Source organism: Thermus sp. 2.9 (assembly GCF_000794385.1).
Classification (GTDB): domain Bacteria; phylum Deinococcota; class Deinococci; order Deinococcales; family Thermaceae; genus Thermus; species Thermus thalpophilus.
The window spans coordinates 129,951-150,786 of record NZ_JTJB01000001.1; the positions used below are offsets into that span (position 1 = coordinate 129,951).

The following is a 20,836-nucleotide window of genomic DNA, read 5'->3' on the forward strand; positions in this document are numbered from 1 at the left end:
CGGGGAAGCCCGGGGGCCTTAGGCTTTCCGCAGGGCCTCGGCGAGGCGCTTTAGGGCCTCCTCCAGGACCTCGGGGTAGGTGGCGAAGTTGAGGCGCACGTAGCGCTCGTACCCTTCCCCGAAGCTCTCCCCGGGGTTCAAGGCCACCCGGGCCTCTTTAAGGAGGTAGGCGGCGGCCTTGGGGATCCCCGTGCCCAGCCAGGCCAGGTAGGTCCCCTCCGGGGGGAAGTGGACCAGGCCCAGTTCCTTGGCCCAGGCGGCCACCCGCTCCCGGTTGGCCTTCAAGAGGGCCAGGGTTTCCCGAAGCCAGGGCCCCCCTTCCCTTAGGGCCGCCTTCCAGGCGGCCATGGCGAGGACGTTGGGGAAGGTGTGGGGGAGGTGGCGCTTTAGGGCTTCCACCAAGGGTTTGGGCCCCACCACGGCCCCCATGGGGAGCCCCGCCAGGTTGTAGGCCTTGCCCGGGCCCAAGAGGGTGAGGGTGCGCTCGGGAAGGAAGCGGGCCAGGGGCACGTGGGGCCTTTCGTAGGTGAGGGGGGCGTGGAGTTCGTCGGAAACCACGATGAGGTCGTGCTTGCGGGCGATGGCGGCCAGGGCGGAAAGCTCCTCCTCCGTGAAGACCCGGCCTGTGGGGTTTTGCGGGTGGCAGAAGAGGAGGAGGCGGCTGGCGAAGGCCAGGCGTTCCAAACCGGGGAGGTCCAGGCGGTAGCCCTCCTCCGTTTCCCGCAAGGGGTTGGCCAGGAGGGTGCGCTTCTGCTCGCGGATGGCGGCGAGGAAGGGGGGGTAGATGGGAAGCTGGGTCAAGACCCCTTGCCCGGGGGCGGTGAAGGCGGCCACGGCGGCGTAAAGCCCCACCACCACCCCGGGCAGGAAGGCCACCTCTCCCTCGAGGCCCGTGCTCTCCAGGAGGAGGGCCTTGAGCTCCCAATCTCCTTCCCGGGGCGGGTAGCCCAAAAAGCCTTCCGCCCGCTCCTTCAGGGCCCGCACGATGGGCTCGGCCACGGGGAAGTCCATGTCCGCCACCCAAAGGGGCAAGACGTCCTCGGGGTAGGTGCCCCACTTCAGGGAGTCCTTGCGGGGGGGTAGCGTCATGGGTTTATCTTACCGGGGCCTAGGTGTGGTCCTGGACCACCCTAAGGCCCAAGGCTTCCAAGTGTTCCACCAAAGCCCGCACCGCCCCCTTCACCCCCTCGGTGATGAGGGGACTCCCGAAGCGGCTCACCCCGGCGTAGATGCCGTGGGCGCTTGGCCGCACCTCCAGGAGGAGGTCTTGGGTGAGGTCCTCCTCCTCCACGTGGGTGAGAACGTAAAACCCCTTCTCCCCCTTGGCGGTTTCCAAAAACACCGCCACCCCGCCCGAGAGGGGCACGGGGGTTTTCCCTAGCTCCAGGGCTTCGGGTAGGTTTCCTTCCAGTAGGGCGTGGGCCACGGCGTACCTCCTTAGGGGGGGCCAGGGGTGGGGGTCCTCCCCCACCTTGGTGAAGACGGCGTGGAAGAAGGGGCGCCCGGCCTCCCGCCACTTGAGGGCGTACTTGGTCCTCAGGTGGGCCTCCGGGGGCGGCTTCACCTCCACCCGGTAAAGCCCCGTTTTGGCCGCCTCCTCCAGGGCGAAGCGGAAGTAGTCCTCGTGGTCCGTGGTGAGGAGGAGGCTTCCTCCTTCCCTGAGCCGGGTGGAAAGTTTGCGGAAAAAGCCCTCCTGGAGAAGCCGCCTTTCTTGGTGCCGCTTCTTGGGCCAGGGGTCGGGGAAGTTCACGATGACCGCCTCGAGGCCTCCCGCCGGCACCAGGTTCCGCAGGGCAAAGGGGCCTTCCCCGTGGTAGAGGCGCACGTTTTCCACCCCGTGGCGGCGCATCTTCTTGTAGGCCCGTAGGACGCTCGCCGCCGAAACCTCGGCCCCCAGGATGAGCCAGTCGGGGTGGGCCTGGGCCAGCTCCAGGGTGAAGCGCCCGTCCCCGAAGCCGATCTCCAGCACCAAGGGGCCTTCCCGGCCAAAGAGGTCCCGGGGGGAGGGGGGCCAAGCGGGAAGGAGGGCGGGGCGCACCAGCACGAGGGGGCATTATACGGCCTTTTCAAACCCTTTTCACTGGGAGCTGCCAGGCTAAGGGTGGGAGGCGGTTATGGCCCTATTCGGAAGCCTGGATTCCCTGCCCCTGGAGGAGCTCTTGCAGATGCTTTCCCAGAAGGAGGGGGCGTTGGAGCTTTGGAACCTGAAGGAAATTCCTCCCACCACCATCCACCTGGAGCCGGGTTTCATCCGCTCCTTGGAGCAGCGGGGCGAGCCCCTGGACCCCATGGCGGCCAAGGCTGTCCTCCACGCCCTCCTCTTGGCCCGGCAGGGAAGCTTTGAGTTCCTTCCGGGGGTGAAGCCCAAGCACGGGGTGCGCCTGAACCTGCCCGTGCAGAAGGTCCTCCTGGGCCTGATGACCCTGCAGGACGAGCTGGAGCGCTACCGCCCCTACCTCCCCCACCCCGAGGCGGTCTTCCAGGTGGCGGGAAGCTCCCCCGAGGACCCTCGCTTCCGGGACTTCTTCCGCCTCGCCCTGCCCTACCTTAAGCGGGGGGCCTCGGCCAAGGAGCTGGCGGAAAGGCTCCACCTGCCCCTGGACCAGGTGCGCCTCTACCTTTACCGGCTTCAGCTTTTGGGGGCGGTGAAGCGGCTGGAGAGGAAGGCCAGGGTCCATCCCTTGGCCCGGGGCCTCCTGGCCCAGCTTAGGTGGCTATGGAGCCGCTGAAGGTGCTGGTGGCCGGGCCCGTGGGGGCGGGGAAGACCGCCTTGGCCAAAAGCCTCCTGGGGGAGGAGGCCCTGACCACGGAGGCCAAGGCCAGCGAGGACCTGGGCAAGGAAACCACCACCGTGGCCCTGGACTTCGGGACCCTGGCGGTGGGGCCTTACCGGGTCCACCTCTTCGGCGTTCCGGGGCAAGAGCGCTTTGACTTCATGTGGGACGTGTTGGCAGAGGGCGCTTTGGGCCTCCTCTTCCTCGTGGCGGGGGACCGGCCCCACCATCTCCCCGAGGCGCGCAGGATGCTGGACTATTTTCTCTCGCGGCACCCCGTTCCCTACCTGGTGGGGGTAACGCGCCTGGACCTGGGCCGGGCCTGGACCCCGGGGGAGGTGGCCCTCTACCTGCGCCTGCCGGAGGAGCGGGTGATGGGGCTGGACGCCAGGAAGCGGGAGGAGGCCTTTCGGGCGCTTGCTCGCCTTGTGGAGCTAGCCACAGGAGGGGAATGATGCTGGAAGTCATCGTCCTTGCGCACCTGCGGTATCTGGAAAACGTGGAGAAGTTCTTGGAAGGAGGGGAGGAACCGCCCCTCACCCCGCCCACGGAGTGTTCCTTGGGCCGTTGGTACCACGGGGAAGGGGAGAAGGTCTATGGCCACCTTCCCGCTTTCCGGGAGATCGGCCCTCTGCACGAAGCCTTCCACGCCCTCACCGCCCAGGCGGTGAGCCTGAAGAAGGAGGGGCGGGAAGCTGAGGCCAGGGAGAGGATGAACGAGGCTTACCGGCTTTTTGGCAGGATAGAGCACCTGCTCTTGACCCTAGGTCAGTAAAGGGAGGTACGAGGATGACCAGGCAAGAAGAGATTCAGACCCTCATTCGCAGTCTGAGGCAGGCGGTTCCCGAGGTTTCCGGCGTGATGGTGGCCTCGGCGGATGGGCTGCCCATGGTGCACGACTTTCCCGAAGGGGAAGCGGCCAGGATCGCCGCCATGGCCGCCACTTCCTTGGGGCTTGGCAAGCGCATCGCCACCACCTTGCGCCTGGGGGAATTTCAGGAGACGGTGATCCGGGGCCAAAACGGCTACTTCGTGGTCTATGAGGCGGGGGAGAAGGGGGTGCTGGCGCTGGCGCTTCCCACGGGGGCCAACCTGGGTCTGGTTCACCTCGAGGCCCGGGAGGCCGCCCGCCACCTCAAGGACCTTCTCTGAGGGGGAGCCATGCGCCTCATGGTGGTGGACGACGACCCCTTACAGCGCCGCCTCCTCATGCGGGCCCTGGCCCCCTTGGAGGCCGAGGTGGTGGAGGCCAGGAACGGGCAAGAAGCCCTGGACCTCTTCAAGGACGGCTTTCCCCACGCGGTCCTCACCGACCTTCACATGCCCGTGATGGACGGGCTGGAGCTCACGCGGCGGGTCAAGGCCCTGGACCCCCTTCTGCCCGTCATCCTCCTCACCGCCGATGGGGAGCGGGAGGTGCGCCTGAAGGGGATTGAGGCGGGGGCGGACGACTTCCTGAACCGCCCCGTGGACCTGGCGGAGCTCCGCCTGCGGGTGAAAGGGCATCTGGAGAGGCGGCGCCTGCAGGAGCGCTTGGAGGACTTGGAACGCACCCTCCTCGCCCTCATGAGGGTGGTGGAGATGAAGGACGCCTACACCGCGGGCCACGGGGAGCGGGTGGCGCGCTACGCCCTCTGGACCGCCGAGGAGCTGGGGGCGAAGGGGGAAGAGCTGGACGCGCTCCACCTGGGTGCCCTGCTCCACGACGTGGGCAAGATCGGCATCCCCGACCATATCCTGCGGGGGGACTACACCTTGACGGAGGCGGAGTGGCGCCTCATCCGGGAACACCCGGTGAAGGGGGACGAGATCCTAAAGCCCCTTAAGGCCCATCCCCGCCTGCGCCCCTACGTGCGTTGGCACCACGAGAAGCTGGACGGCTCCGGCTACCCGGACGGGATCATGGAGGTGCCCCTCCTGGTGCAGGCGGTGGCCGCCGCGGACATCTACGATGCCCTCACCAGCGTCCGCACTTACCGGGCCCCGGCCAAGCCCGAGGAGGCCTTAGGCCTTCTGGAAAAGGAGGCGGCCCAGGGCAGGCTTTCCCGCGAGGTGGTGCGGGCCTTTAGGAGCGCCCTTTTGCGCAACCGCGCCCTGCGCTAGAACCCGTACTCCTCCCAGCGGGCCTCCACCAGGGCCTTCACCTTGGGGTCCATGCGGATCTTTTCGGGCCAGACCCGCTGGAAGCCCTCCTCGGGGAGCTTGCGGGTGCCGTCCAGGACCAGGACGGGCCCCTCCGCCCCGGGCATCACCCGCGCGTCCCGCTCGGGGTCAATGTTGTTGAGCACGGCCCAAAGGAGCTCCCCTGGGGCGAGGGCGGTGTCGGCGTCGGTGAGGAGGAGGAGGCGGATGCCGGCGCTTTGGGGCGCCCTTAGGAGCCTTTCCGCCACCTCCCAGGCTTGGTGGGGTCTCTGCTTCTCCAGGGCCACCCCCCAAAGCCCGGGCCACTGCCGCTGGGCCAGGGCCTCCGGGTCCTCGGGAAGCTCGGCGTGGGCCCTGGGGGTGAAGGGCACCTCGCTCCCCTCCTCGGAAAGCTTCCGCGTGCCGTCCAAAAGGAGCTTGCCCCCGAAGGCGAAGGCCCGGGCGCTATGGTCCAGGACGTCCATGGGGCCCCTGAGGAGGAGGGTGTCCCGGCCCGGTAGGGCGTGCTTGAGGGCCTCCAAAAGGGCGGGGAAGCCCGGCTTCACCGGCACCTCGGCGTCCACCGCCACGATCACCTTGGCGAACATCATCTGCCCCAGGCCCAGCATCCCGTAGGCCACCTTGTAGGCCTGGCCCGGGTATTCCTTCCTCAGGCTCACGTTCACCCAGTTGTGGGCCACCCCCTCGGGGGGCATGTGGTAGTCCACCACCTCGGGGAGGACCAGGCGCAAGGCGGGGAGGAAGAGCCTTTCCGTGGCCTCAATGAGGTAGGCGTCCTCCATGGGGGGCACCCCCACGATGGTGGCGGGGTAGATGGCCCCCTTGCGGTGGGTGAGGGCGGTGACGTGGAAGCGGGGGTAGAGGTCTTTGGGCGTGTAGAAGCCCGTGTGGTCGCCGAAAGGCCCTTCCTCCACCAGGGGTTCTTCCGGGTCAATGTAGCCCTCGAGGACGAACTCCGCCTCCGCCGGCACCGGCAGGTCCACGGTGAGGCCTTTGGCGAGCTCTATGGGGGCCCCCCTGAGGAAGCCCGCCAGGTGGAACTCGCTCACCCCCGGAAGCGGGGGAAGGGGGCGGTGGCGGCGTAGGTGAGGATGGGGTCTCCCCCCAGGGCCACGGCCACCTCCAGCTTTTTCCCGAGCTTCCTCGCCTTTTCCAGGTGGCGGCGGCCCACCTTGTGGAGCTGCCAGTGCATGGCGGTGCTCCGCTCGTCCAGGACCTGCATGCGGTACATGCCGAGGTTGAGCTCCCCCGTCTCCGGGTCCTTGGTGATGACCAGGGGCAGGGTGAGGAAGGGCCCCCCGTCCAAAGGCCAGCACGTGAGGACGGGAAGGCGCCTTAGGTCCACCGCCTCGCCCCTATACACCACCTCCTGCACGGGGGCCCGGCGCACCCGCCGGGGGAAGAAGCCCTTGAGGAGGGAAAGCTTGGGAAGGAGCCCCAGGAGGGCGGAAAGCCCTCCCTTGCCCGGGTTCAGGGCCAGGAGGGTTTCCACCTTCTGGGCCAGCTCGTCCAGGTCCTCCACCCCCAGGGCGAAGGCGGCGCGTTCCCGGGTCCCAAAGAGGCCGATGGCCAGGGGGAAGTCCTTGCCCACCACCCGCTCAAAGAGGAGGGCGGGGCCGCCTCGCTTCACCATGCGGTCGGCGATCTCGGTGATCTCCAGCTCGGCGCTCACCGGGACCTGGATGCGCTTGAGCTCGCCCCGGGCTTCCAAGGCCTCTAGGTAGGCCCTTAGGTTCCTAAACACGGGCCTAAGCTTACCCAAAGGGGAAAAGGGAGGGGAAGGTGGCGCCTACACTTCCAAAACCAGGTGCTCTAGGCGGAAGGCCTTGGGGGTGCCGTGGACCAAAACCGCCTCCAGGCGCACGGGGAGGTCGTCCCGGCCCAGGAGGAAGCGGGCGCTTTGCAGGAGGCGGAAAAGCTTCTTGGGGGTGATGGCCTCGAGGGGGGTGCCGAAGCGCCCGGAGGCCCGTTGCTTCACCTCCACCACCACGTAGACCCCGTCTTTTTCCAAGAAGAGGTCCACCTCCCCGAAGGGGGTGCGGCGGTTCCGCCCGAGGAGGCGGTAGCCCCTTTGCAAGAGGTAGGCCAGGGCCGCCTCTTCCGCCCACTTCCCCTTCACGGCGCCCACTCTTGGAAAAGAACCCCGTCCAGGTAGAGGCGGAAGCGGGCCTCCCCCCGCGCCGGGTAGGTCCCCTCCAACCTTAACCCCGCCTGCCCCACCCCCTCGTACACCACCCGCTCCCCGTCCGCGTCCAGGAGGGTGAGGCGCACCTCCCGCCCCTCCGCTTCCTGCGGCAGCTCCAGGGCCAAGGACACGCTCCGTTCCTCCACGGGAGGGGCGGGGGGCAGGAGCACCTCGCCCCGCACCGCCACCCTAAGGCGCACCCCGCTCCCCTCGGGCATGGGGGTGCCGGGGGCGGGTGCTTGGGCGATCACCGTGTCCTCAGGGGCGCCCGAGGGCACCTCCTCCACCTCCGCCTTGAGCCCGGCGGCGTTGAGGAGGAAAAGGGCCTCCTGGCGGGAAAGCCCCACGAGCCGGGGCAGGGGCCAGGTGGAGCCCGTGGAGGCCCCTTGGGAAACGAGAAGCCACACCCCACCCCCGGGGGCCAAGGGGGTGCCGGCGGGGGGGAAGGTGGCGAGGACGGTGCCTAGGGGCTTTGGGCTTTGCGCCTGGGCCACGCCCGCCACCTGGAAGCCCAGTTCCTTGAGCCGGGCCTCCGCCTCTTCCTGCCTAAGGCCTGCAAGCTCGGGCACCGGGTTGAGCCGCGCCTGGTTGAGGGTGAGGCGCACGGTGCGGCCGGCCCGGAGGCGGGTGCCGGGCGGGGGATCTTGGGCCAGGACCGCCTCCTTGGGCTTGGTGGGGTCGTTGCCCTCCTCCACCTCCAGCCTCAGCCCCGTGTCCTTGAGGAGGAGAAAGGCTTCCCGGGCGCTTTTGCCCACCAGGTCGGGCACGGGGTACTCGGGGGGGTTGAAGTAGCGGTAAAGCCCCTGGGAGAGCAAAAAGACGCCCAGGGCCAGGAGGAAGACCCCGGGGGCCACCCCCAGGAGGCGGGGCCTTAGCCTGGGCTTGAGGGGGGCGGCCTTCTTTCCCAGGGGCCAGGGGGAGAGGTAGGCTACCCCGTCTTCCCCCATGGCCAGGTGCTCCCGGCCGAAGCCCAAGGGGGCCAAAGCCTCCAGGGCCTTGGCGGGCGGGGCTTTGCGGGAGAGGGGCTTTTCCGGGAAGAAGGCGTAGTGGCGGCCCGGCTTGGCGGAGACGTGGGCCTCGAGGAGCCCCAGCTCCATGAGCCGCTTCAGGGCCGCCCGGTAGCGGTAAAAGCGCTCCTTGTCCTCGGGGGTCTTCACGTCAAAGAAGAAGACGAGCCCCCCCTCCACCCGGTAGAGGGTGATCCCCTCTCGGCTTTCCAGGGTTTCCAGCACCGGGTAGCGGTCGTCCAGGACCATGCGCCGCCGATTATACCTGGGCCGCCTTATACTCTAAGGCGCTATGTGGGATGTGCTCGTGGTGGGCGGTGGACCTTCGGGCCTCTCCGCGGCCCTCTTTTTGGCCCGGGCGGGCCTAAAAACCCTGGTATTGGACGGGGGCCGCTCCCAGGTCCTCCAGGTGAGCCGGGTGCCCAACTACCCGGGGCTTTTGGACGAACCCTCCGGGGAGGAGCTTTTGGCCCGGCTCAAGGCGCACGCCGAGCGGTACGGGGCCGAGGTGCGCCCAGGGGTCGTGAAGGGGGTGCGGGACCTGGGCGGGGTCTTTGAGGTGGAAACGGAAGAAGGGGTGGTGGAGGCGGAAAGGCTTCTCCTTTGCACCCACAAAGACCCCACCCTCCCCTCCCTCCTGGGCCTTAGCCGCAAGGGCACCTTCATTGACACCGACGAGGGGGGGCGCACCAGCTACCCCCGGGTCTACGCCGCCGGGGTGGCCCGGGGCAAGGTGCCGGGCCACGCCATCGTGAGCGCCGGGGACGGGGCCTACGTGGCGGTGCAGCTCATCTCCGACCTCCGGGGCGAGCCCTACAAGGACCACGCCAAATAGGGCCTTCCCTTTCTCATCCTTCCCCCGTAGGGTGGGGAAGGTATGCTCCGCCGCCTCCTTTCCCTCACCCGCCCCCTTTACTGGTTTTACGAGCGCCGCCTGCAAAGGGAGGTGAAGGGGGGGCCCATGCCCCGCCACCTGGGCCTCATCCTGGACGGGAACCGCCGCTACGCCAAGGCCCTAGGGCTTTCCCCCACCAAGGGGCACGAGTTCGGGGTGCACAAGGCCTACGAGGTCCTGGAGTGGTGCCTGGAGATGGGCATCCGGACCGTCACCGTGTGGGTCTTTTCCACCGACAACTTCCGGCGCTCCCCCGAGGAGGTGGAAGAGCTCATGCGCCTTTTCGTGCGGGAGGCGGAGCGGATGGCGGAGGACCACCGCATTCATCGCCACCAGGTGCAGGTGCGGGTGATCGGGCGGCGGGAGGGCTTCTCCGAGGAGGTGCTGAGGGCCTTGGAGCGCCTGGAGGAAAGCACCCGCCACCACCGGGGCATGGTGCTCAACATCGCCATGGGCTACGGGGGGCGGGAGGAGATCGTGGATGCGGTGAAAAGGCTTCTCCTCGAGGCCGAGGAGAAGGGGCTTACCCCGGGCCAGGTGGCGGCCGCCTTGACCCCGGAGGAGATCGCCCAAAGGCTTTACACCGCCGGGCTTCCCGACCCCGACTTCATCATCCGCACCTCGGGGGAGATCCGGCTTTCGGGGTTTTTGCTCTGGCAGTCCGCCTACTCCGAGTTCTACTTCGCCGACGTGCTTTGGCCGGAGTTCCGCAAGATTGACTTCCTCCGCGCCCTCAGGAGCTACCAGGCCCGGGAGCGCCGCTTCGGGCGTTGACAAAATGCGGGGCTTCGTATACCCTTACAGGCAAGATGCTGGCCCGTGGGAAAAAACTCGGCCGCCGGGGGGTAGGATAGCCCTCTAAGGGTTCCTTATCCCCCGGCCCGAGTTCGGGCCGGTTTTCTTTTTAGGGAGGGGCGCATGCGGGAATGGAAGATTATAGACTCCACCTTGAGGGAAGGCGAGCAGTTTGAGCGGGCGAACTTCTCCACCCAGGACAAGATTGAGATCGCCAAGGCCCTGGACGAGTTCGGCGTGGAGTATATAGAGGTCACCACCCCCATGGCCTCTCCCCAGTCCCGCAAGGACGCGGAGGTCCTGGCCTCCTTGGGCCTCAAGGCCAAGGTGGTGACCCACATCCAGACCCGCCTGGACGCGGCCAAGGTGGCGGTGGAAACCGGGGTGCAGGGGATTGACCTCCTCTTCGGCACCAGCAAGTACCTGCGGGCGGCCCACGGCCGGGACATCCCCCGGATCATCGCCGAGGCCCGGGAGGTGATCGGCTACATCCGGGAGCACGCCCCCCACGTGGAGGTGCGCTTCTCCGCTGAGGACACCTTCCGCTCCGACGAGCACGACCTCTTGGCGGTGTACGAGGCCATCGCCCCTTACGTGGACCGGGTGGGCCTGGCGGACACCGTGGGCGTGGCCACGCCCCGTCAGGTCTACGCCTTGGTGCGGGAGGTGCGGCGGGTGGTGGGGCCTAACGTGGACATAGAGTTCCACGGCCACAACGACACGGGCTGCGCCATCGCCAATGCCTTTGAGGCCATAGAGGCGGGGGCCACCCATGTGGACACCACCATCCTGGGCATCGGGGAGCGGAACGGGATCACCCCTTTAGGGGGTTTTCTGGCCCGCATGTACACCCTGCAACCCGAGTACGTGCGCCGGAAGTACAAGCTGGAGATGCTTCCCGAGCTGGACCGCATGGTGGCCCGGATGGTGGGGATAGAGATCCCCTTCAACAACTACATCACCGGGGAAACCGCCTTCAGCCACAAGGCGGGGATGCACCTCAAGGCCATCTATCTTAACCCCGAGTCCTACGAGCCCTATCCGCCAGAGGTCTTTGGAGTGAAGCGCAAGCTCATCATCGCCTCCAAGCTCACAGGCAGGCATGCCATCAAGGCCCGGGCGGAGGAACTTGGCCTGCACTACGGGGAGGAGGAGCTGGCCCGCATCACCCAGCACATCAAGGCCCTGGCGGACCGGGGGGAGCTTACCCTCGAGGAGCTGGACCGCATCTTAAGGGAGTGGATCACGGCATGAGGCTAAAGGTTTCGGAACTCCTCCTCGGTGAGGCCGGCTTGCTTCAGGATCTTTTTGAAGGTGCCCTTGGGAAGCTCTCCGCTGTGGAAGGGTATCACGGCTATCCGGCCATCGGGGTGGGCATAAAGCCGATGCCCTCCTTTGGCCATGCGCTCCACAAACCCCAGGCGCTGAAGCTTTCTGGCCACTTCCTCGGGTCTAGGCGGCATCTATCCCCACCTGCACCGTGCGGATGTCTGGGGGAAGAGGGCGGCCTGTTTCCTTCAGGTAGGCCAGTACCAGCTCCAAGGCTTCTTTGGCGTGGGCCAAGGCTTCCTCGGGGGTCCGGCCAAAGGAATGGGCTTCAGGGATGGCGGGGAACTCGGCGATCCAGGTGCCCGGGGTTTCAGGGTCTTCGTAGACGAGGGCAGTGTAGGTCATACCCTCAGTATAGGAGGCGGGCATGGGCATGACCTTAGCGGAAAAGATTCTTTCTGAGAAGGCGGGAAGAGAGGTAAGGGCGGGGGAGCTGGTGGTGGTGGAGGTGGACCAGGTGATGGTGGTGGACTCCATCGCCGGGAGCTTCTTCAAGCGCCTGGCTTACCTGGAGGCCACCCCCCGGTACCCGGAAAGGGTTTCCATTGTCATCGACCACGTGGCCCCGGCAGCCAACCTCGAGGTGGCCAAGGCCCAGAAGGAGATCCGGGAATGGGGAAGGAAGCACGGCATCCGGGTCTTTGACGTGGGAAGAGGCGTGTGCCACCAGGTGCTCATCGAGGAGGGTCTGGCCCAGCCGGGCTGGATCGTGGTGGGGTCGGATTCCCACTCCACCACCTACGGGGCAGTGGGGGCCTTCGGCACGGGCATGGGGGCCACGGATATCGCCCTGGCCGCCGCCAGCGGCCGCACCTGGTTCAGGGTGCCGGAAAGCGTCAAGGTGACCTTCCGGGGGAGGCTTCCCAAGGGGGTTACCGCCAAGGACGCGGCCCTCGAGATGGTGCGCCTCCTCACCGCCGAGGGGGCCACCTATATGGCGGTGGAGATCCACCTCTTGGACGGGGCGGAAAGCCTTTCCCGGGGGGAAAGGATGACCCTGGCCAACCTCACGGTGGAGGCGGGGGCCAAGGCGGGGCTCGTGGTGCCGAGCGGGGAGATTTTGCGGATGTACCGGGTGCCCGAGTGGCTCTACCCCGACCCCGACGCCCGGTATGCCCGGGAGGTGGAGATCGACCTTTCCACCCTCTCTCCCAGGGTGTCCGTACCCTTCTACGTGGACAACGTGCAGGAGGTGGCCGCCGTCCGGGGCAAGCGGGTGGACCAGGTGTTCATCGGCACTTGCACCAATGGGCGCCTCGAGGACCTGAGGGCGGCCGCCGAGGTGTTAAAGGGGAAGAAGGTGGCCCCCGGGGTGCGCCTTTTGGTGATTCCCGCAAGCTCCCAGGTTTTGGAGGAGGCCACCCGGGATGGCACCCTGCTCACCCTGCTGGAGGCCGGGGCCACCATCGGCACCCCTGGGTGCGGTCCTTGCATGGGGCGGCACATGGGGGTTTTGGCCCCGGGGGAGGTGTGCGTTTCCACCTCCAACCGCAACTTCCGCGGGCGCATGGGGGCCCCGGACGCGGAGATCTACCTGGCAAGCCCCCGGGTGGCGGCGGCCAGCGCCGTGGCCGGGTATATCGCCACCCCCGAGGACCTAGCCTCTTTGCCTCAGGAGGAAGCCCATGCCTAGGGTTTGGAAGTTTGGCGACCACATCAACACGGACGACATCCTTCCCGGCAAGTACGCTCCTTTCATGGTGGGGGAGGACCGGTTCCACACCTTCGCCTTCGCCCACCTGCGGCCCGAGTTCGCCAAGGAGGTGAGGCCGGGGGACATCTTGGTCTTTGGGAGGAACGCGGGGCTTGGCAGTAGCCGGGAGTACGCTCCCGAGGCCTTGCGCAAGCTGGGCATTCGGGCGGTCATCGCCAAAAGCTACGCCCGCATCTTCTTCCGCAACCTGGTGAACCTGGGGATCATTCCCTTCGAGTCGGAGGAGGTGGTGGATGCGCTAGAGGACGGGGATACGGTGGACCTGGATCTGGAAACGGGGGTTCTGGTGCGGGGAGGAGAGCGCTTCGCCCTTCGTCCCCCGCCGTCCTTCCTCTTGGAGGCTTTGAGGGAGGGTTCCCTGCTGGACTACTACAAGAAGTATGGTCACTTCCCGGGAGAGTAGACTGGGGTTTATGGAGGACCTGGAGATCACCTGCCCGGTGTGCGGCGAGGCCAGCGTGGTGCTGGCCGAGGACATGGAGACCCTGGAAGTAGGGGACGTGCTGGAGTGCGAAGCCTGCGGGGCCTTTTTGGAGGTGGTCTCCCTGGATCCCCTCGAGGTGGAGGTGACCGAGGAAGGCCTGGAGGGCTTCTTCGTGGACTGCCCCCGTTGCGGCTATACCTTTGAGGTATCCGAGGAGGATCGAGGCCAAGAGGTGCAGTGCCCCGAGTGCGGCTTTAGCTTTGTCCCCGACTGGAGCGAAGTGGAAGGAGAGGAGGACGAGGAATGGTAGCCACCTGTCCAGAATGCGGTGCGGAGATCCGTTTGGAAAACCCCGAGCTTGGAGAGCTGGTGGTCTGCGAGGACTGCGGCGCCGAGTTAGAGGTGGTGGGGCTTGACCCCTTGCGCCTCGAGCCCGCCCCCGAGGAGGCGGAGGACTGGGGCGAGTGAGGTTTTGAAGCCTTGGGGAAGGCCTTTTGGCCTTCCCCCTTTCTAGAGCCATGCTGGCCATCCTTTACGACCGCATCCGCCCCGACGAGAGGATGCTCTTTGAGCGGGCCGAGGCCCTGGGCATCCCCTACAAGAAGGTGTACGTTCCCGCCCTGCCCATGGTCCTGGGGGAAAGGCCCGAGGAGCTGGAGGGGGTTACGGTGGCCCTGGAGCGGTGCGTGAGCCAAAGCCGGGGCCTGGCCGTGGCCCGCTACCTCACCGCCTTGGGCATTCCCGTGGTGAACCGCCCCGAGGTGATGGAAACCTGCGGGGACAAGTGGGCCACCAGCGTGGCCCTGGCCCGCCTCGGGGTGCCCCAGCCCAAAACCGCCCTCCTCACCGATACCGAGGAGGCCCTGAAGCTCATGGAGGCCTGGGGGTACCCCGTGGTCCTCAAACCCGTGATCGGGAGTTGGGGGAGGCTTCTCGCCAAGATCACCGACCGGGAAGCGGCGGAGGCCATCTTGGAGCACAAGGAGGTTCTGGGGGGCTTCCAGCACCAGCTCCTCTACCTGCAGGAGTACGTGAAAAAGCCCGGGCGGGATATCCGGGTCTTCGTGGTGGGGGATAGGGCCATCGCCGCCATCTACCGGAAAAGCCCCCACTGGATCACCAACACCGCCCGGGGCGGCCAGGCGGAAAACTGCCCCCTCACCGAGGAGCTCGCCGCGCTCTCCGTGCGGGCGGCCCAGGCGGTGGGGGGCGGGGTGGTGGCCATTGACCTCTTTGAGTCCGAGCGGGGGCTTTTGGTGAACGAGGTGAACCACACCATGGAGTTCAAGAACTCCGTGCACACCACGGGGGTGGACATCCCCGGGGAGATCCTGCGCTACGCCTGGGAGGTGGCCCGTGGATAGGAAGACCATCTCCATCGTGGGGGCTTCCGGGTACGCCGGGGGGGAGTTTTTGCGCCTGGCCCTTTCCCACCCCTATTTGGAGGTGAAGCAGGTGACCTCGAGGCGCTTCGCCGGCGAGCCCGTGCACTTCGTCCACCCCAACCTCCGGGGGAGAACGAACCTCAAGTTCATCCCCCCCGAGAAGCTGGAGCCCGCGGACATCCTGGTCCTGGCCCTGCCCCACGGGGTCTTGGCCCGGGAGTTTGACCGCTACGCCGCCTTGGCCCCCATCCTCATAGACCTCTCCGCCGACTTCCGCCTGAAGGACTTGGAGCTTTACCGCAAGTACTACGGGGACCACCCCAGGCCCGACCTCCTGGGCCGCTTCGTCTACGCCGTGCCCGAGCTCCACCGGGAGGCCCTAAAGGAGGCGGACTGGATGGCGGGGGCGGGGTGCAACGCCACCGCCACCCTGCTCGGCCTCTATCCCCTCCTGAAGGGCGGGGTGCTCAAGCCCACCCCCATCTTCGTCACCCTCCTCATCTCCACCTCCGCCGCCGGGGCGGAGGCCACCCCGGCGAGCCACCACCCGGAAAGGGCGGGTTCCCTGCGGGTCTACAAACCCACGGGCCATCGCCACACCGCCGAGGTGGTGGAAAACCTCCCGGGCCGCCCCGAGGTCCACCTCACCGCCATCGCCACCGACCGGGTGCGGGGCATCCTCATGACCGCCCAGTGCTTCCTCCAGGACGGCTGGAGCGAGCGGGACGTGTGGCAGGCCTACCGCGAGGCCTACGGGGCCGAGCCCTTCGTCCGCCTCGTCAAGCAGAAGAAGGGCGTCCACCGCTACCCCGACCCCCGCTTCGTCCAGGGCACCAACTACGCCGACATCGGCTTTGAGCTGGAGGAGGACACGGGCAGGCTGGTGGTCATGACCGCCATTGACAACCTGGTGAAGGGCACCGCCGGCCACGCCCTGCAGGCCCTGAACATCCGCATGGGCTGGCCGGAGACCCTGGGCCTGGACTTCCCCGGGCTCCACCCCTAGGAGGCGCCATGATCGTGGTCAAGGTGGGCGGCGCGGAGGGCATCAACTACGAGGCGGTGGCCAAGGACGCGGCCTCCTTGTGGCGGGAGGGCGCGCGGCTCATCCTGGTCCACGGGGGAAGCAGCGAGACCAACAAGGTGGCGGAGGCCCTGGGCCACCCGCCCCGCTTCCTCACCCACCCGGGGGGGCAGGTGAGCCGCCTCACGGACCGCAGGACCCTGGAGATCTTTGAGATGGTCTACTGCGGCCTGGTGAACAAGCGCCTGGTGGAGCTTTTGCAGCGGGAAGGGGCCAACGCCATCGGGCTTTCCGGCCTGGACGGAAGGCTTCTCGTGGGCCGCAGGAAGACCGCGGTGAAGTACGTGGAAGACGGCAAAATCAAGATCCACCGCGGGGACTACACGGGCACGGTGGAGGAGGTGAACAAGGCGCTTTTGGACCTCCTCCTGGGGGCGGGTTACCTCCCCGTCCTCACCCCGCCCGCCCTAAGCTATGAAAACGAGGCTATCAACACGGACGGGGACCAGATCGCCGCCCTGATCGCCACCGCCTACGGGGCGGAGGCTTTGGTGTACCTCTCCAACGTGCCCGGCCTCCTCGCCCGCTACCCGGACGAGGGGAGCCTGGTGCGGGAGATCCCCGTGCACAACGTGGAGGATCCCGAGTACCTGGCCCTGGCCCAGGGGCGGATGAAGCGCAAGGTGATGGGGGCGGTGGAGGCGGTGCGGGGTGGGGTGAAGCGGGTGGTCTTCGCCGACGCCCGGGTGGAAAACCCCATCCGCCGTGCCCTGGCGGGAGAGGGCACCGTGGTACGCTAGCCCCATGGCGCGCTTCGCCCTGGTCCTCCACGGCCACCTCCCCTACGTGCGGGCCCACGGGATGTGGCCCTTTGGGGAGGAAACCCTCTACGAGGCCATGGCCGAGACCTACCTGCCCCTATTGCGGGCCCTGGAGAGGCTTTGGCAGGAAGGGGTGGAGGCCCGCTTCACCCTGGGGATTACCCCCATCCTGGCGGAGCAACTGGCGGACGCCCGCATCCGCCAAGGGTTTTCCGCCTACGCCCAAGACCGCTTGGAGCGAGCCCAGGGGGACTACCTTCGCTACCAGGGCACGGACCTGGAAAAAAGCGCCCGCCACCAGGTGACCTTCTGGGAACTCACCCTGGACCACTTTCACTCCCTTTCCGGAGAGATTCTGCCCGCCTTCCGCCGGGCCCAGGACCGGGGGCAGGTGGAGCTCATCACCTCCAACGCCACCCACGGCTACTCGCCCCTCCTCGGCTACGACGAGGCCCTTTGGGCCCAGATCAAAACCGGGGTGGCCACCCACCGCCGCCACTTCGCCCAACACCCCACGGGCTTTTGGCTGCCCGAGATGGCCTACCGCCCCCGGGGTCCTTGGAAGCCCCCGGTGGAGGGCCCCCCGGAAGGGCTTAGGGCCGGGGTGGACGAGCTTTTGATGCGGGCTGGGATCCGCTACACCTTCGTGGACGCCCACCTGGTCCAAGGGGGTAAGCCCCTTGCCCCCTATGGGGAGGCGAGCTTGGGGCCGGTGGAAAGCGGGGAGGCCACCTTTTACGTGCACGAGCTGGAGTCGGGGCTTCGGGTCCTCGCCCGCAACCAAGAGACCGCTCTCCAGGTCTGGAGCGCCGACCACGGCTACCCGGGGGAGGGCCTTTACCGCGAGTTCCACCGCAAGGACCCCCTTTCCGGCCTCCACCACTGGCGGGTGACCCACCGCCAGGCGGACCTGGCCGCCAAGGCCCCCTACGACCCCGAGGCCGCCTTCGCCAAGGTGCGGGAACACGCCGCCCACTTCGTGGGCCTGGTGGCCCGCCTCGCCCGCCGCCATCCCCGTGGGGTCATCCTGGCCCCTTACGACGCAGAGCTTTTCGGCCACTGGTGGTACGAGGGGGTGGCGTGGCTGGAAGAGGTCTTGCGCCTCTTGGCCCGGGAAGAAGGGGTGAAGGCGGTGACGGCCAAGGAGGCGGTGCAGGGGCCCGCCGTGCGCACCGCCTTGCCCGAGGGGTCTTGGGGCCGGGGCGGGGACCACAGGGTCTGGCTGAACGAGGCCACCTTGGACTACTGGCGCCAGGTCTACCGGGCGGAAGGGGCCATGCGGGAGGCGGTGCGGCGGGGCGTCTTGCCCTCTTCGGCGCTGCAGCAGGCCATGCGGGAGCTTCTCCTCCTGGAGGCCTCCGACTGGCCCTTCCTCATAGACACCGGCCAGGCCAAGGAGTACGCCGAGGAGCGCTATAAGGCCCACGCCGAGCGCTTCTTCCGCCTGCTAAGAGGGGTTTCCCCGGAGGAGCTAAAAGCGCTGGAGGAGCAGGACAACCCCTTTCCCGAGGCGGACTTTAGGCTGTACCAAGAGCTAGGATAAGGCCGTGGTCCGGCACGCCATCCTCCAGTTCCGGCCGGAGAAGGGGCGGGTTCGGGAGAACCTGGCCCGCTTGGCCGAAGCCCTCCGCCTCCTAAAGCCCCACGCCCCCGAGGTGGTGGTCCTGCCCGAGGCCGCCCTCACGGGGTACTTCCTGCAAGGGGGGGTGCGGGAGCTCGCCCTCACCCGCTACGAGCTTTTGGAGCTCCTTTCCAAGGTGCACCGGGAGGCGGGTTGGGAGGGGCTTTTGGACGTGGTGGTGGGGTTTTACGAGCGCGACGAGGGGGCTTACTACAATAGCGCCGCCTACCTGGAGCTCCCTCACCGGGTGGTCCACGTGCACCGCAAGGTCTTCCTCCCCACGTACGGGGTCTTTGACGAGGAGCGCTACCTGGCCCGGGGCCGGCGGGTGGAGGCCTTCGGCACCCGTTTTGGCCGGGCGGCCATCCTCATCTGCGAGGACTTCTGGCACTCCGTCACCGCCACCATCGCCGCTTTGGACGGGGCGGAGGTCATCTACGTGCCGGCGGCAAGCCCGGCTCGGGGTTTCCATGGGGAGCGCCCGGAGAACGTGGCCCGCTGGCGCACCCTGGCCCAGGCGGTGGCGGCGGAGCACGGGGTCTACGTGGTCCTGGCCAGCCTGGTGGGTTTTGAGGCGGGGAAGGGGATGAGCGGGGGGAGTCTGGTGGCGGGCCCCGAGGGGCGGATTTTGGCCGAGGCGCCACTCTTTGAGGAGGCGGCCCTCCTCTTCCACCTGGACCGGGAGCGGATCCCTCCGGTGCGCTACGATAGCCCCCTCCTTTCCGACCTCGAGGCGGGCCTTCCCCTTCTTCTCCCGGACCTCACCCGGGTCCTCAACGGGAGGCGGCATGAGGCTTCTTGAGGCGCCCAAGGCGCACGAGGTGTTGGAGCTCAACTGGCCCCTGGTGGCGGACTTCCTCACCCGCTTCATCCGGGAGGAGCTCGCCTGGCGGGGGTACACCAAGGCCCTGGTGGCGGTCTCGGGCGGGGTGGACTCCGCCACCACCTTGGCCCTGGCGGTGCGGGCCTTGGGGCCGGAGAACGTCCACGCCCTTTTCCTGCCCCACAGGGACTCCAGCCCCCTTTCCCGGGAACACGCCCACCTGGTGGCCCGCACCTTCGGCGTGGCCCTGGAGGAGGTGGACATCACCCCCATGGTGGAGGGGTACGCCGCCCTCACCCCCGACCTCACCCCCCACCGCAAGGGGAACGTCATGGCCCGGGCCCGGATGATCGTCCTCTTTGACAAGGCCGAGGCCTACAAGGCCCTCCCCTTGGGCACGGGCAACAAGACCGAAAGGCTTTTCGGCTACTTCACCTGGCACGGGGACGATACCCCTCCCGTGAACCCCTTGGGCGACCTCTACAAGACCCAGGTTTGGCGCCTGGCGGAGTACCTGGGGGTGCCCGAGGCGGTGGTGAGGAAGCCCCCCACCGCCGACCTCATCCCTGGCCAGACGGACGAGGCGGACCTGGGGGTGCGCTACCTGCGGGCGGACGTGATCCTGGAGCACTACCTCAAGGGCTATCCCGACGCCTACATCCTGAGCCTGGGCTACACGGAGGAAGAGCTTAGGCGGGTGAAGGAGCGGGTGAACCGCACCCACTGGAAGCGGGCCCTGCCTACCGTGGCCCTCCTTTCCTCCACCGCCATCGGGGAGTTTTACCTGAGGCCCTTGGATTTTAGGCTCTAGGCTATGGCGCGACAGATCGGCAAGGCGGGAAAGACGCTTTCCAAAAAACTTTGGCGGGTGGCCTTTGTCCTCTTGGCCTTTGGCTTCGTGGCCTGGCTTCTCGTCAAGCTCCTGGTCCCCTGGGCGGGGTTTTTGGCCTTTCCCCTGGCCCTTTTGGCGGTGGCCAAGCTCCTCCAGGACAAGGAGGTGGAGCGGGTGGTGGTGGCGAGCGCCCGGGGCTACCTTGGGGAGGCCCGGGTGGCCCAGTTTCTGGCCCAGCTTCCCTCCACCTGGCGGGTCTTCCACGACGTGGACCTGGGCGGGGAGAACGCCGACCACGTGGTGGTGGGGCCGCCCGGCGTCTTCAATGTGGAGGTCAAGAACTACACCGGCAAGATCCGGGCCACGCCCCGGGGCCTTTGGATCCGGGGCGAGCGGCGGGACGACCTCGTGCGCCAGGCTTGGCGCCAGGCGCACAAGCTCCGCGAGCTTCTGGGGGTGGAGGTGGAGCCGCTTCTGGTCTTCGTGAGCGGGGAGTTGGAGGGCCGCCAGGTGGGGCGGCTTCCCGTACTCCGGCCCGAGGAGGTGGTGCCCTACCTCAAGGGGCTTCCTCCCCGGCTAAGCTTCGCCCAGGCGCAAAAGGTTGCGGAGCTTCTGGAGAAGAGGGTGAAATGATTGAGATGATGGACGATCAAGCCCTGCGGGCCTATCTGGAAAGGGCCCGGACCATCGCCGTTTTGGGTGCCCACAAGGACCCTTCCCGCCCCGCCCACTACGTGCCCAAGTACCTGTGGGAGAAGGGCTACCGCATCCTGCCCGTGAACCCCCGCTTCGCCGGGGAGGAGCTCTTTGGGGAGAAGGTGGCGGCGAGCCTCGCCGATCTCCAGGCCCCGGTGGACATCCTGGACGTCTTCCGCCCCCCTTCCGCCCTCCCGGACCACCTCCCGGAGATCCTGGCCCTGAGGCCCGGCCTGGTCTGGCTCCAGTCGGGGATCACCCACCCCGGCTTTGAGGAGGCCCTACGGGAGGCGGGCATCCCGGTGGTGGCGGACCGTTGCCTCATGGTGGAGCACAAGCGCCTCTTCCGAGGCCCCATTCCCCTCTAGC

26 protein-coding genes and 1 pseudogene are annotated in these 20,836 nt (G+C 67.6%); 20 read left to right on the top strand and 7 right to left on the bottom strand.

Annotation, left to right across the window (positions count from 1 at the left end; all coding sequences use genetic code 11):
* Positions 1 to 18 precede the first annotated feature (18 nt).
* Together QT17_RS00680 and trmB are read right to left on the bottom strand one after the other, a co-directional pair.
* Positions 19 to 1,089, bottom strand: a complete 1,071-nt coding sequence (locus tag QT17_RS00680; protein WP_039455225.1) for a MalY/PatB family protein — start codon at positions 1,087 to 1,089, stop codon at positions 19 to 21.
* Positions 1,090 to 1,108: 19 nt separating this feature from the next.
* Positions 1,109 to 2,044, bottom strand: a complete 936-nt coding sequence (gene trmB / locus QT17_RS00685; RefSeq protein ID WP_039455226.1) for a tRNA (guanosine(46)-N7)-methyltransferase TrmB — start codon at positions 2,042 to 2,044, stop codon at positions 1,109 to 1,111.
* Positions 2,045 to 2,114: 70 nt separating this feature from the next.
* On the opposite strand from trmB, the gene QT17_RS00690 reads away from it, so the two are divergent.
* The 5 genes from QT17_RS00690 to QT17_RS00710 are packed head-to-tail and all read left to right on the top strand — an operon-like array spanning position 2,115 to position 4,877.
* The gene (locus QT17_RS00690; protein ID WP_039455229.1) at positions 2,115 to 2,729 is read left to right on the top strand and encodes a DUF4388 domain-containing protein; all 615 of its coding nucleotides are present in this window, start codon (positions 2,115 to 2,117) and stop codon (positions 2,727 to 2,729) included.
* The gene (locus QT17_RS00695) at positions 2,717 to 3,229 is read left to right on the top strand and encodes an ATP/GTP-binding protein (RefSeq protein WP_039455230.1); all 513 of its coding nucleotides are present in this window, start codon (positions 2,717 to 2,719) and stop codon (positions 3,227 to 3,229) included. The genes QT17_RS00690 and QT17_RS00695 overlap by 13 nt, the downstream gene beginning before the upstream one ends.
* Positions 3,229 to 3,549 carry a CZB domain-containing protein gene (locus QT17_RS00700; protein ID WP_039455232.1) on the top strand — a complete coding sequence of 107 codons (321 nt, stop codon included), beginning with the start codon at positions 3,229 to 3,231 and terminating at the stop codon, positions 3,547 to 3,549. Before QT17_RS00695 ends, QT17_RS00700 begins: the two co-directional genes overlap by 1 nt.
* A 14-nt stretch (positions 3,550 to 3,563) precedes the next feature.
* Positions 3,564 to 3,926, top strand: a complete 363-nt coding sequence (locus QT17_RS00705; protein ID WP_039455234.1) for a roadblock/LC7 domain-containing protein — start codon at positions 3,564 to 3,566, stop codon at positions 3,924 to 3,926.
* Positions 3,927 to 3,935: 9 nt separating this feature from the next.
* On the top strand, positions 3,936 to 4,877 hold the full coding sequence (locus tag QT17_RS00710; protein WP_039455237.1) for an HD-GYP domain-containing protein: 942 nt from the start codon (positions 3,936 to 3,938) through the stop codon (positions 4,875 to 4,877).
* Here the strand turns inward: QT17_RS00710 and QT17_RS14790 are convergent.
* From QT17_RS14790 to QT17_RS00725, 3 genes and pseudogenes are all read right to left on the bottom strand, one after another.
* A pseudogene (locus QT17_RS14790) lies at positions 4,874 to 6,660 on the bottom strand (menaquinone biosynthesis decarboxylase). The gene QT17_RS00710 and the pseudogene QT17_RS14790 overlap by 4 nt on opposite strands.
* Before the next feature lie 45 nt (positions 6,661 to 6,705).
* Positions 6,706 to 7,044, bottom strand: a complete 339-nt coding sequence (locus QT17_RS00720) for a YraN family protein (protein ID WP_039455238.1) — start codon at positions 7,042 to 7,044, stop codon at positions 6,706 to 6,708.
* Positions 7,032 to 8,357, bottom strand: a complete 1,326-nt coding sequence (locus tag QT17_RS00725; RefSeq protein ID WP_039455240.1) for a PASTA domain-containing protein — start codon at positions 8,355 to 8,357, stop codon at positions 7,032 to 7,034. Before QT17_RS00725 ends, QT17_RS00720 begins: the two co-directional genes overlap by 13 nt.
* 43 nt (positions 8,358 to 8,400) lie before the next feature.
* Here QT17_RS00725 and QT17_RS00730 point away from each other — a divergent pair, with 43 nt between their 5' ends.
* The 3 genes from QT17_RS00730 to lysS all read left to right on the top strand — a co-directional run bounded on the left by QT17_RS00730 (position 8,401) and on the right by lysS (position 11,052).
* Entirely contained in the window at positions 8,401 to 8,943 is a 543-nt protein-coding gene (locus QT17_RS00730) for an NAD(P)/FAD-dependent oxidoreductase (RefSeq protein WP_039455244.1), read from the top strand.
* Positions 8,944 to 8,985: 42 nt separating this feature from the next.
* Positions 8,986 to 9,777, top strand: a complete 792-nt coding sequence (locus QT17_RS00735; RefSeq protein ID WP_039455247.1) for an isoprenyl transferase — start codon at positions 8,986 to 8,988, stop codon at positions 9,775 to 9,777.
* Positions 9,778 to 9,921: 144 nt separating this feature from the next.
* A complete protein-coding gene (lysS, locus tag QT17_RS00740; RefSeq protein ID WP_039455250.1) occupies positions 9,922 to 11,052 on the top strand; it encodes a homocitrate synthase in 1,131 nt (376 codons plus the stop codon).
* A 2-nt stretch (positions 11,053 to 11,054) separates the two neighbouring features.
* Here lysS and QT17_RS00745 read toward each other — a convergent pair whose 3' ends face one another.
* Together QT17_RS00745 and QT17_RS00750 are read right to left on the bottom strand one after the other, a co-directional pair.
* Positions 11,055 to 11,261, bottom strand: a complete 207-nt coding sequence (locus QT17_RS00745) for a type II toxin-antitoxin system HicA family toxin (protein ID WP_015716116.1) — start codon at positions 11,259 to 11,261, stop codon at positions 11,055 to 11,057.
* Positions 11,251 to 11,472 carry a type II toxin-antitoxin system HicB family antitoxin gene (locus QT17_RS00750; RefSeq protein WP_039455254.1) on the bottom strand — a complete coding sequence of 74 codons (222 nt, stop codon included), beginning with the start codon at positions 11,470 to 11,472 and terminating at the stop codon, positions 11,251 to 11,253. The genes QT17_RS00745 and QT17_RS00750 overlap by 11 nt, the downstream gene beginning before the upstream one ends.
* A gap of 22 nt (positions 11,473 to 11,494) precedes the next feature.
* On the opposite strand from QT17_RS00750, the gene QT17_RS00755 reads away from it, so the two are divergent.
* Genes QT17_RS00755 through QT17_RS00810 form a run of 12 tightly spaced genes read left to right on the top strand, consistent with a single transcriptional unit; the run spans position 11,495 to position 20,835 of the window.
* Complete coding sequence (locus tag QT17_RS00755) at positions 11,495 to 12,760, top strand: 3-isopropylmalate dehydratase large subunit (RefSeq protein ID WP_039455257.1); 1,266 nt, start codon at positions 11,495 to 11,497, stop codon at positions 12,758 to 12,760.
* A complete protein-coding gene (locus QT17_RS00760; protein ID WP_038029259.1) occupies positions 12,753 to 13,244 on the top strand; it encodes a homoaconitate hydratase in 492 nt (163 codons plus the stop codon). The genes QT17_RS00755 and QT17_RS00760 overlap by 8 nt, the downstream gene beginning before the upstream one ends.
* A gap of 10 nt (positions 13,245 to 13,254) precedes the next feature.
* On the top strand, positions 13,255 to 13,575 hold the full coding sequence (locus tag QT17_RS00765) for a paraquat-inducible protein A (RefSeq protein WP_039455262.1): 321 nt from the start codon (positions 13,255 to 13,257) through the stop codon (positions 13,573 to 13,575).
* Positions 13,569 to 13,733, top strand: coding sequence for a lysine biosynthesis protein LysW (gene lysW / locus QT17_RS00770; RefSeq protein ID WP_039455264.1), 165 nt, complete (start codon positions 13,569 to 13,571; stop codon positions 13,731 to 13,733). Before QT17_RS00765 ends, lysW begins: the two co-directional genes overlap by 7 nt.
* 50 nt (positions 13,734 to 13,783) lie before the next feature.
* Positions 13,784 to 14,629, top strand: coding sequence for a lysine biosynthesis protein LysX (gene lysX / locus QT17_RS00775; protein WP_039455470.1), 846 nt, complete (start codon positions 13,784 to 13,786; stop codon positions 14,627 to 14,629).
* Positions 14,622 to 15,656: an N-acetyl-gamma-glutamyl-phosphate reductase gene (gene argC / locus QT17_RS00780; protein ID WP_039455266.1), complete on the top strand. Its 1,035-nt coding sequence runs from the start codon at positions 14,622 to 14,624 to the stop codon at positions 15,654 to 15,656. Before lysX ends, argC begins: the two co-directional genes overlap by 8 nt.
* Positions 15,657 to 15,664: 8 nt before the next feature.
* Positions 15,665 to 16,474 carry a [LysW]-aminoadipate kinase gene (locus QT17_RS00785; RefSeq protein ID WP_039455267.1) on the top strand — a complete coding sequence of 270 codons (810 nt, stop codon included), beginning with the start codon at positions 15,665 to 15,667 and terminating at the stop codon, positions 16,472 to 16,474.
* A gap of 4 nt (positions 16,475 to 16,478) precedes the next feature.
* On the top strand, positions 16,479 to 18,038 hold the full coding sequence (locus QT17_RS00790) for a 1,4-alpha-glucan branching protein (RefSeq protein ID WP_039455268.1): 1,560 nt from the start codon (positions 16,479 to 16,481) through the stop codon (positions 18,036 to 18,038).
* 4 nt (positions 18,039 to 18,042) lie between these two features.
* Entirely contained in the window at positions 18,043 to 18,918 is an 876-nt protein-coding gene (locus tag QT17_RS00795; RefSeq protein WP_039455269.1) for a nitrilase-related carbon-nitrogen hydrolase, read from the top strand.
* Positions 18,905 to 19,750 carry an NAD+ synthase gene (locus tag QT17_RS00800; RefSeq protein WP_039455271.1) on the top strand — a complete coding sequence of 282 codons (846 nt, stop codon included), beginning with the start codon at positions 18,905 to 18,907 and terminating at the stop codon, positions 19,748 to 19,750. Before QT17_RS00795 ends, QT17_RS00800 begins: the two co-directional genes overlap by 14 nt.
* A 3-nt stretch (positions 19,751 to 19,753) precedes the next feature.
* The gene (locus QT17_RS00805; protein ID WP_039455273.1) at positions 19,754 to 20,404 is read left to right on the top strand and encodes a nuclease-related domain-containing protein; all 651 of its coding nucleotides are present in this window, start codon (positions 19,754 to 19,756) and stop codon (positions 20,402 to 20,404) included.
* An 8-nt stretch (positions 20,405 to 20,412) separates the two neighbouring features.
* On the top strand, positions 20,413 to 20,835 hold the full coding sequence (locus tag QT17_RS00810) for a CoA-binding protein (protein ID WP_039455472.1): 423 nt from the start codon (positions 20,413 to 20,415) through the stop codon (positions 20,833 to 20,835).
* The last annotated feature ends 1 nt before the right edge of the window (position 20,836 follow it).

What these genes read in the sequence shown, in the direction of transcription:
- QT17_RS00735 (WP_039455247.1), top strand. Translation starts at nt 8,986, where the DNA reads ATGCTCCGCCGCCTCCTTTCCCTCACCCGCCCCCTTTACTGGTTTTAC.
- QT17_RS00700 (WP_039455232.1), top strand. Translation starts at nt 3,229, where the DNA reads ATGCTGGAAGTCATCGTCCTTGCGCACCTGCGGTATCTGGAAAACGTG.
- QT17_RS00750 (WP_039455254.1), bottom strand. Translation starts at nt 11,472, where the DNA reads ATGACCTACACTGCCCTCGTCTACGAAGACCCTGAAACCCCGGGCACC.
- QT17_RS00785 (WP_039455267.1), top strand. Translation starts at nt 15,665, where the DNA reads ATGATCGTGGTCAAGGTGGGCGGCGCGGAGGGCATCAACTACGAGGCG.
- QT17_RS00755 (WP_039455257.1), top strand. Translation starts at nt 11,495, where the DNA reads ATGGGCATGACCTTAGCGGAAAAGATTCTTTCTGAGAAGGCGGGAAGA.
- QT17_RS00680 (WP_039455225.1), bottom strand. Translation starts at nt 1,089, where the DNA reads ATGACGCTACCCCCCCGCAAGGACTCCCTGAAGTGGGGCACCTACCCC.
- QT17_RS00705 (WP_039455234.1), top strand. Translation starts at nt 3,564, where the DNA reads ATGACCAGGCAAGAAGAGATTCAGACCCTCATTCGCAGTCTGAGGCAG.
- QT17_RS00725 (WP_039455240.1), bottom strand. Translation starts at nt 8,357, where the DNA reads ATGGTCCTGGACGACCGCTACCCGGTGCTGGAAACCCTGGAAAGCCGA.
- lysW (WP_039455264.1), top strand. Translation starts at nt 13,569, where the DNA reads ATGGTAGCCACCTGTCCAGAATGCGGTGCGGAGATCCGTTTGGAAAAC.
- QT17_RS00710 (WP_039455237.1), top strand. Translation starts at nt 3,936, where the DNA reads ATGCGCCTCATGGTGGTGGACGACGACCCCTTACAGCGCCGCCTCCTC.
- QT17_RS00790 (WP_039455268.1), top strand. Translation starts at nt 16,479, where the DNA reads ATGGCGCGCTTCGCCCTGGTCCTCCACGGCCACCTCCCCTACGTGCGG.
- QT17_RS00695 (WP_039455230.1), top strand. Translation starts at nt 2,717, where the DNA reads ATGGAGCCGCTGAAGGTGCTGGTGGCCGGGCCCGTGGGGGCGGGGAAG.
- lysS (WP_039455250.1), top strand. Translation starts at nt 9,922, where the DNA reads ATGCGGGAATGGAAGATTATAGACTCCACCTTGAGGGAAGGCGAGCAG.
- QT17_RS00810 (WP_039455472.1), top strand. Translation starts at nt 20,413, where the DNA reads ATGGACGATCAAGCCCTGCGGGCCTATCTGGAAAGGGCCCGGACCATC.
- QT17_RS00745 (WP_015716116.1), bottom strand. Translation starts at nt 11,261, where the DNA reads ATGCCGCCTAGACCCGAGGAAGTGGCCAGAAAGCTTCAGCGCCTGGGG.
- QT17_RS00800 (WP_039455271.1), top strand. Translation starts at nt 18,905, where the DNA reads ATGAGGCTTCTTGAGGCGCCCAAGGCGCACGAGGTGTTGGAGCTCAAC.
- QT17_RS00805 (WP_039455273.1), top strand. Translation starts at nt 19,754, where the DNA reads ATGGCGCGACAGATCGGCAAGGCGGGAAAGACGCTTTCCAAAAAACTT.
- lysX (WP_039455470.1), top strand. Translation starts at nt 13,784, where the DNA reads ATGCTGGCCATCCTTTACGACCGCATCCGCCCCGACGAGAGGATGCTC.
- QT17_RS00765 (WP_039455262.1), top strand. Translation starts at nt 13,255, where the DNA reads ATGGAGGACCTGGAGATCACCTGCCCGGTGTGCGGCGAGGCCAGCGTG.
- QT17_RS00730 (WP_039455244.1), top strand. Translation starts at nt 8,401, where the DNA reads ATGTGGGATGTGCTCGTGGTGGGCGGTGGACCTTCGGGCCTCTCCGCG.
- QT17_RS00690 (WP_039455229.1), top strand. Translation starts at nt 2,115, where the DNA reads ATGGCCCTATTCGGAAGCCTGGATTCCCTGCCCCTGGAGGAGCTCTTG.
- QT17_RS00760 (WP_038029259.1), top strand. Translation starts at nt 12,753, where the DNA reads ATGCCTAGGGTTTGGAAGTTTGGCGACCACATCAACACGGACGACATC.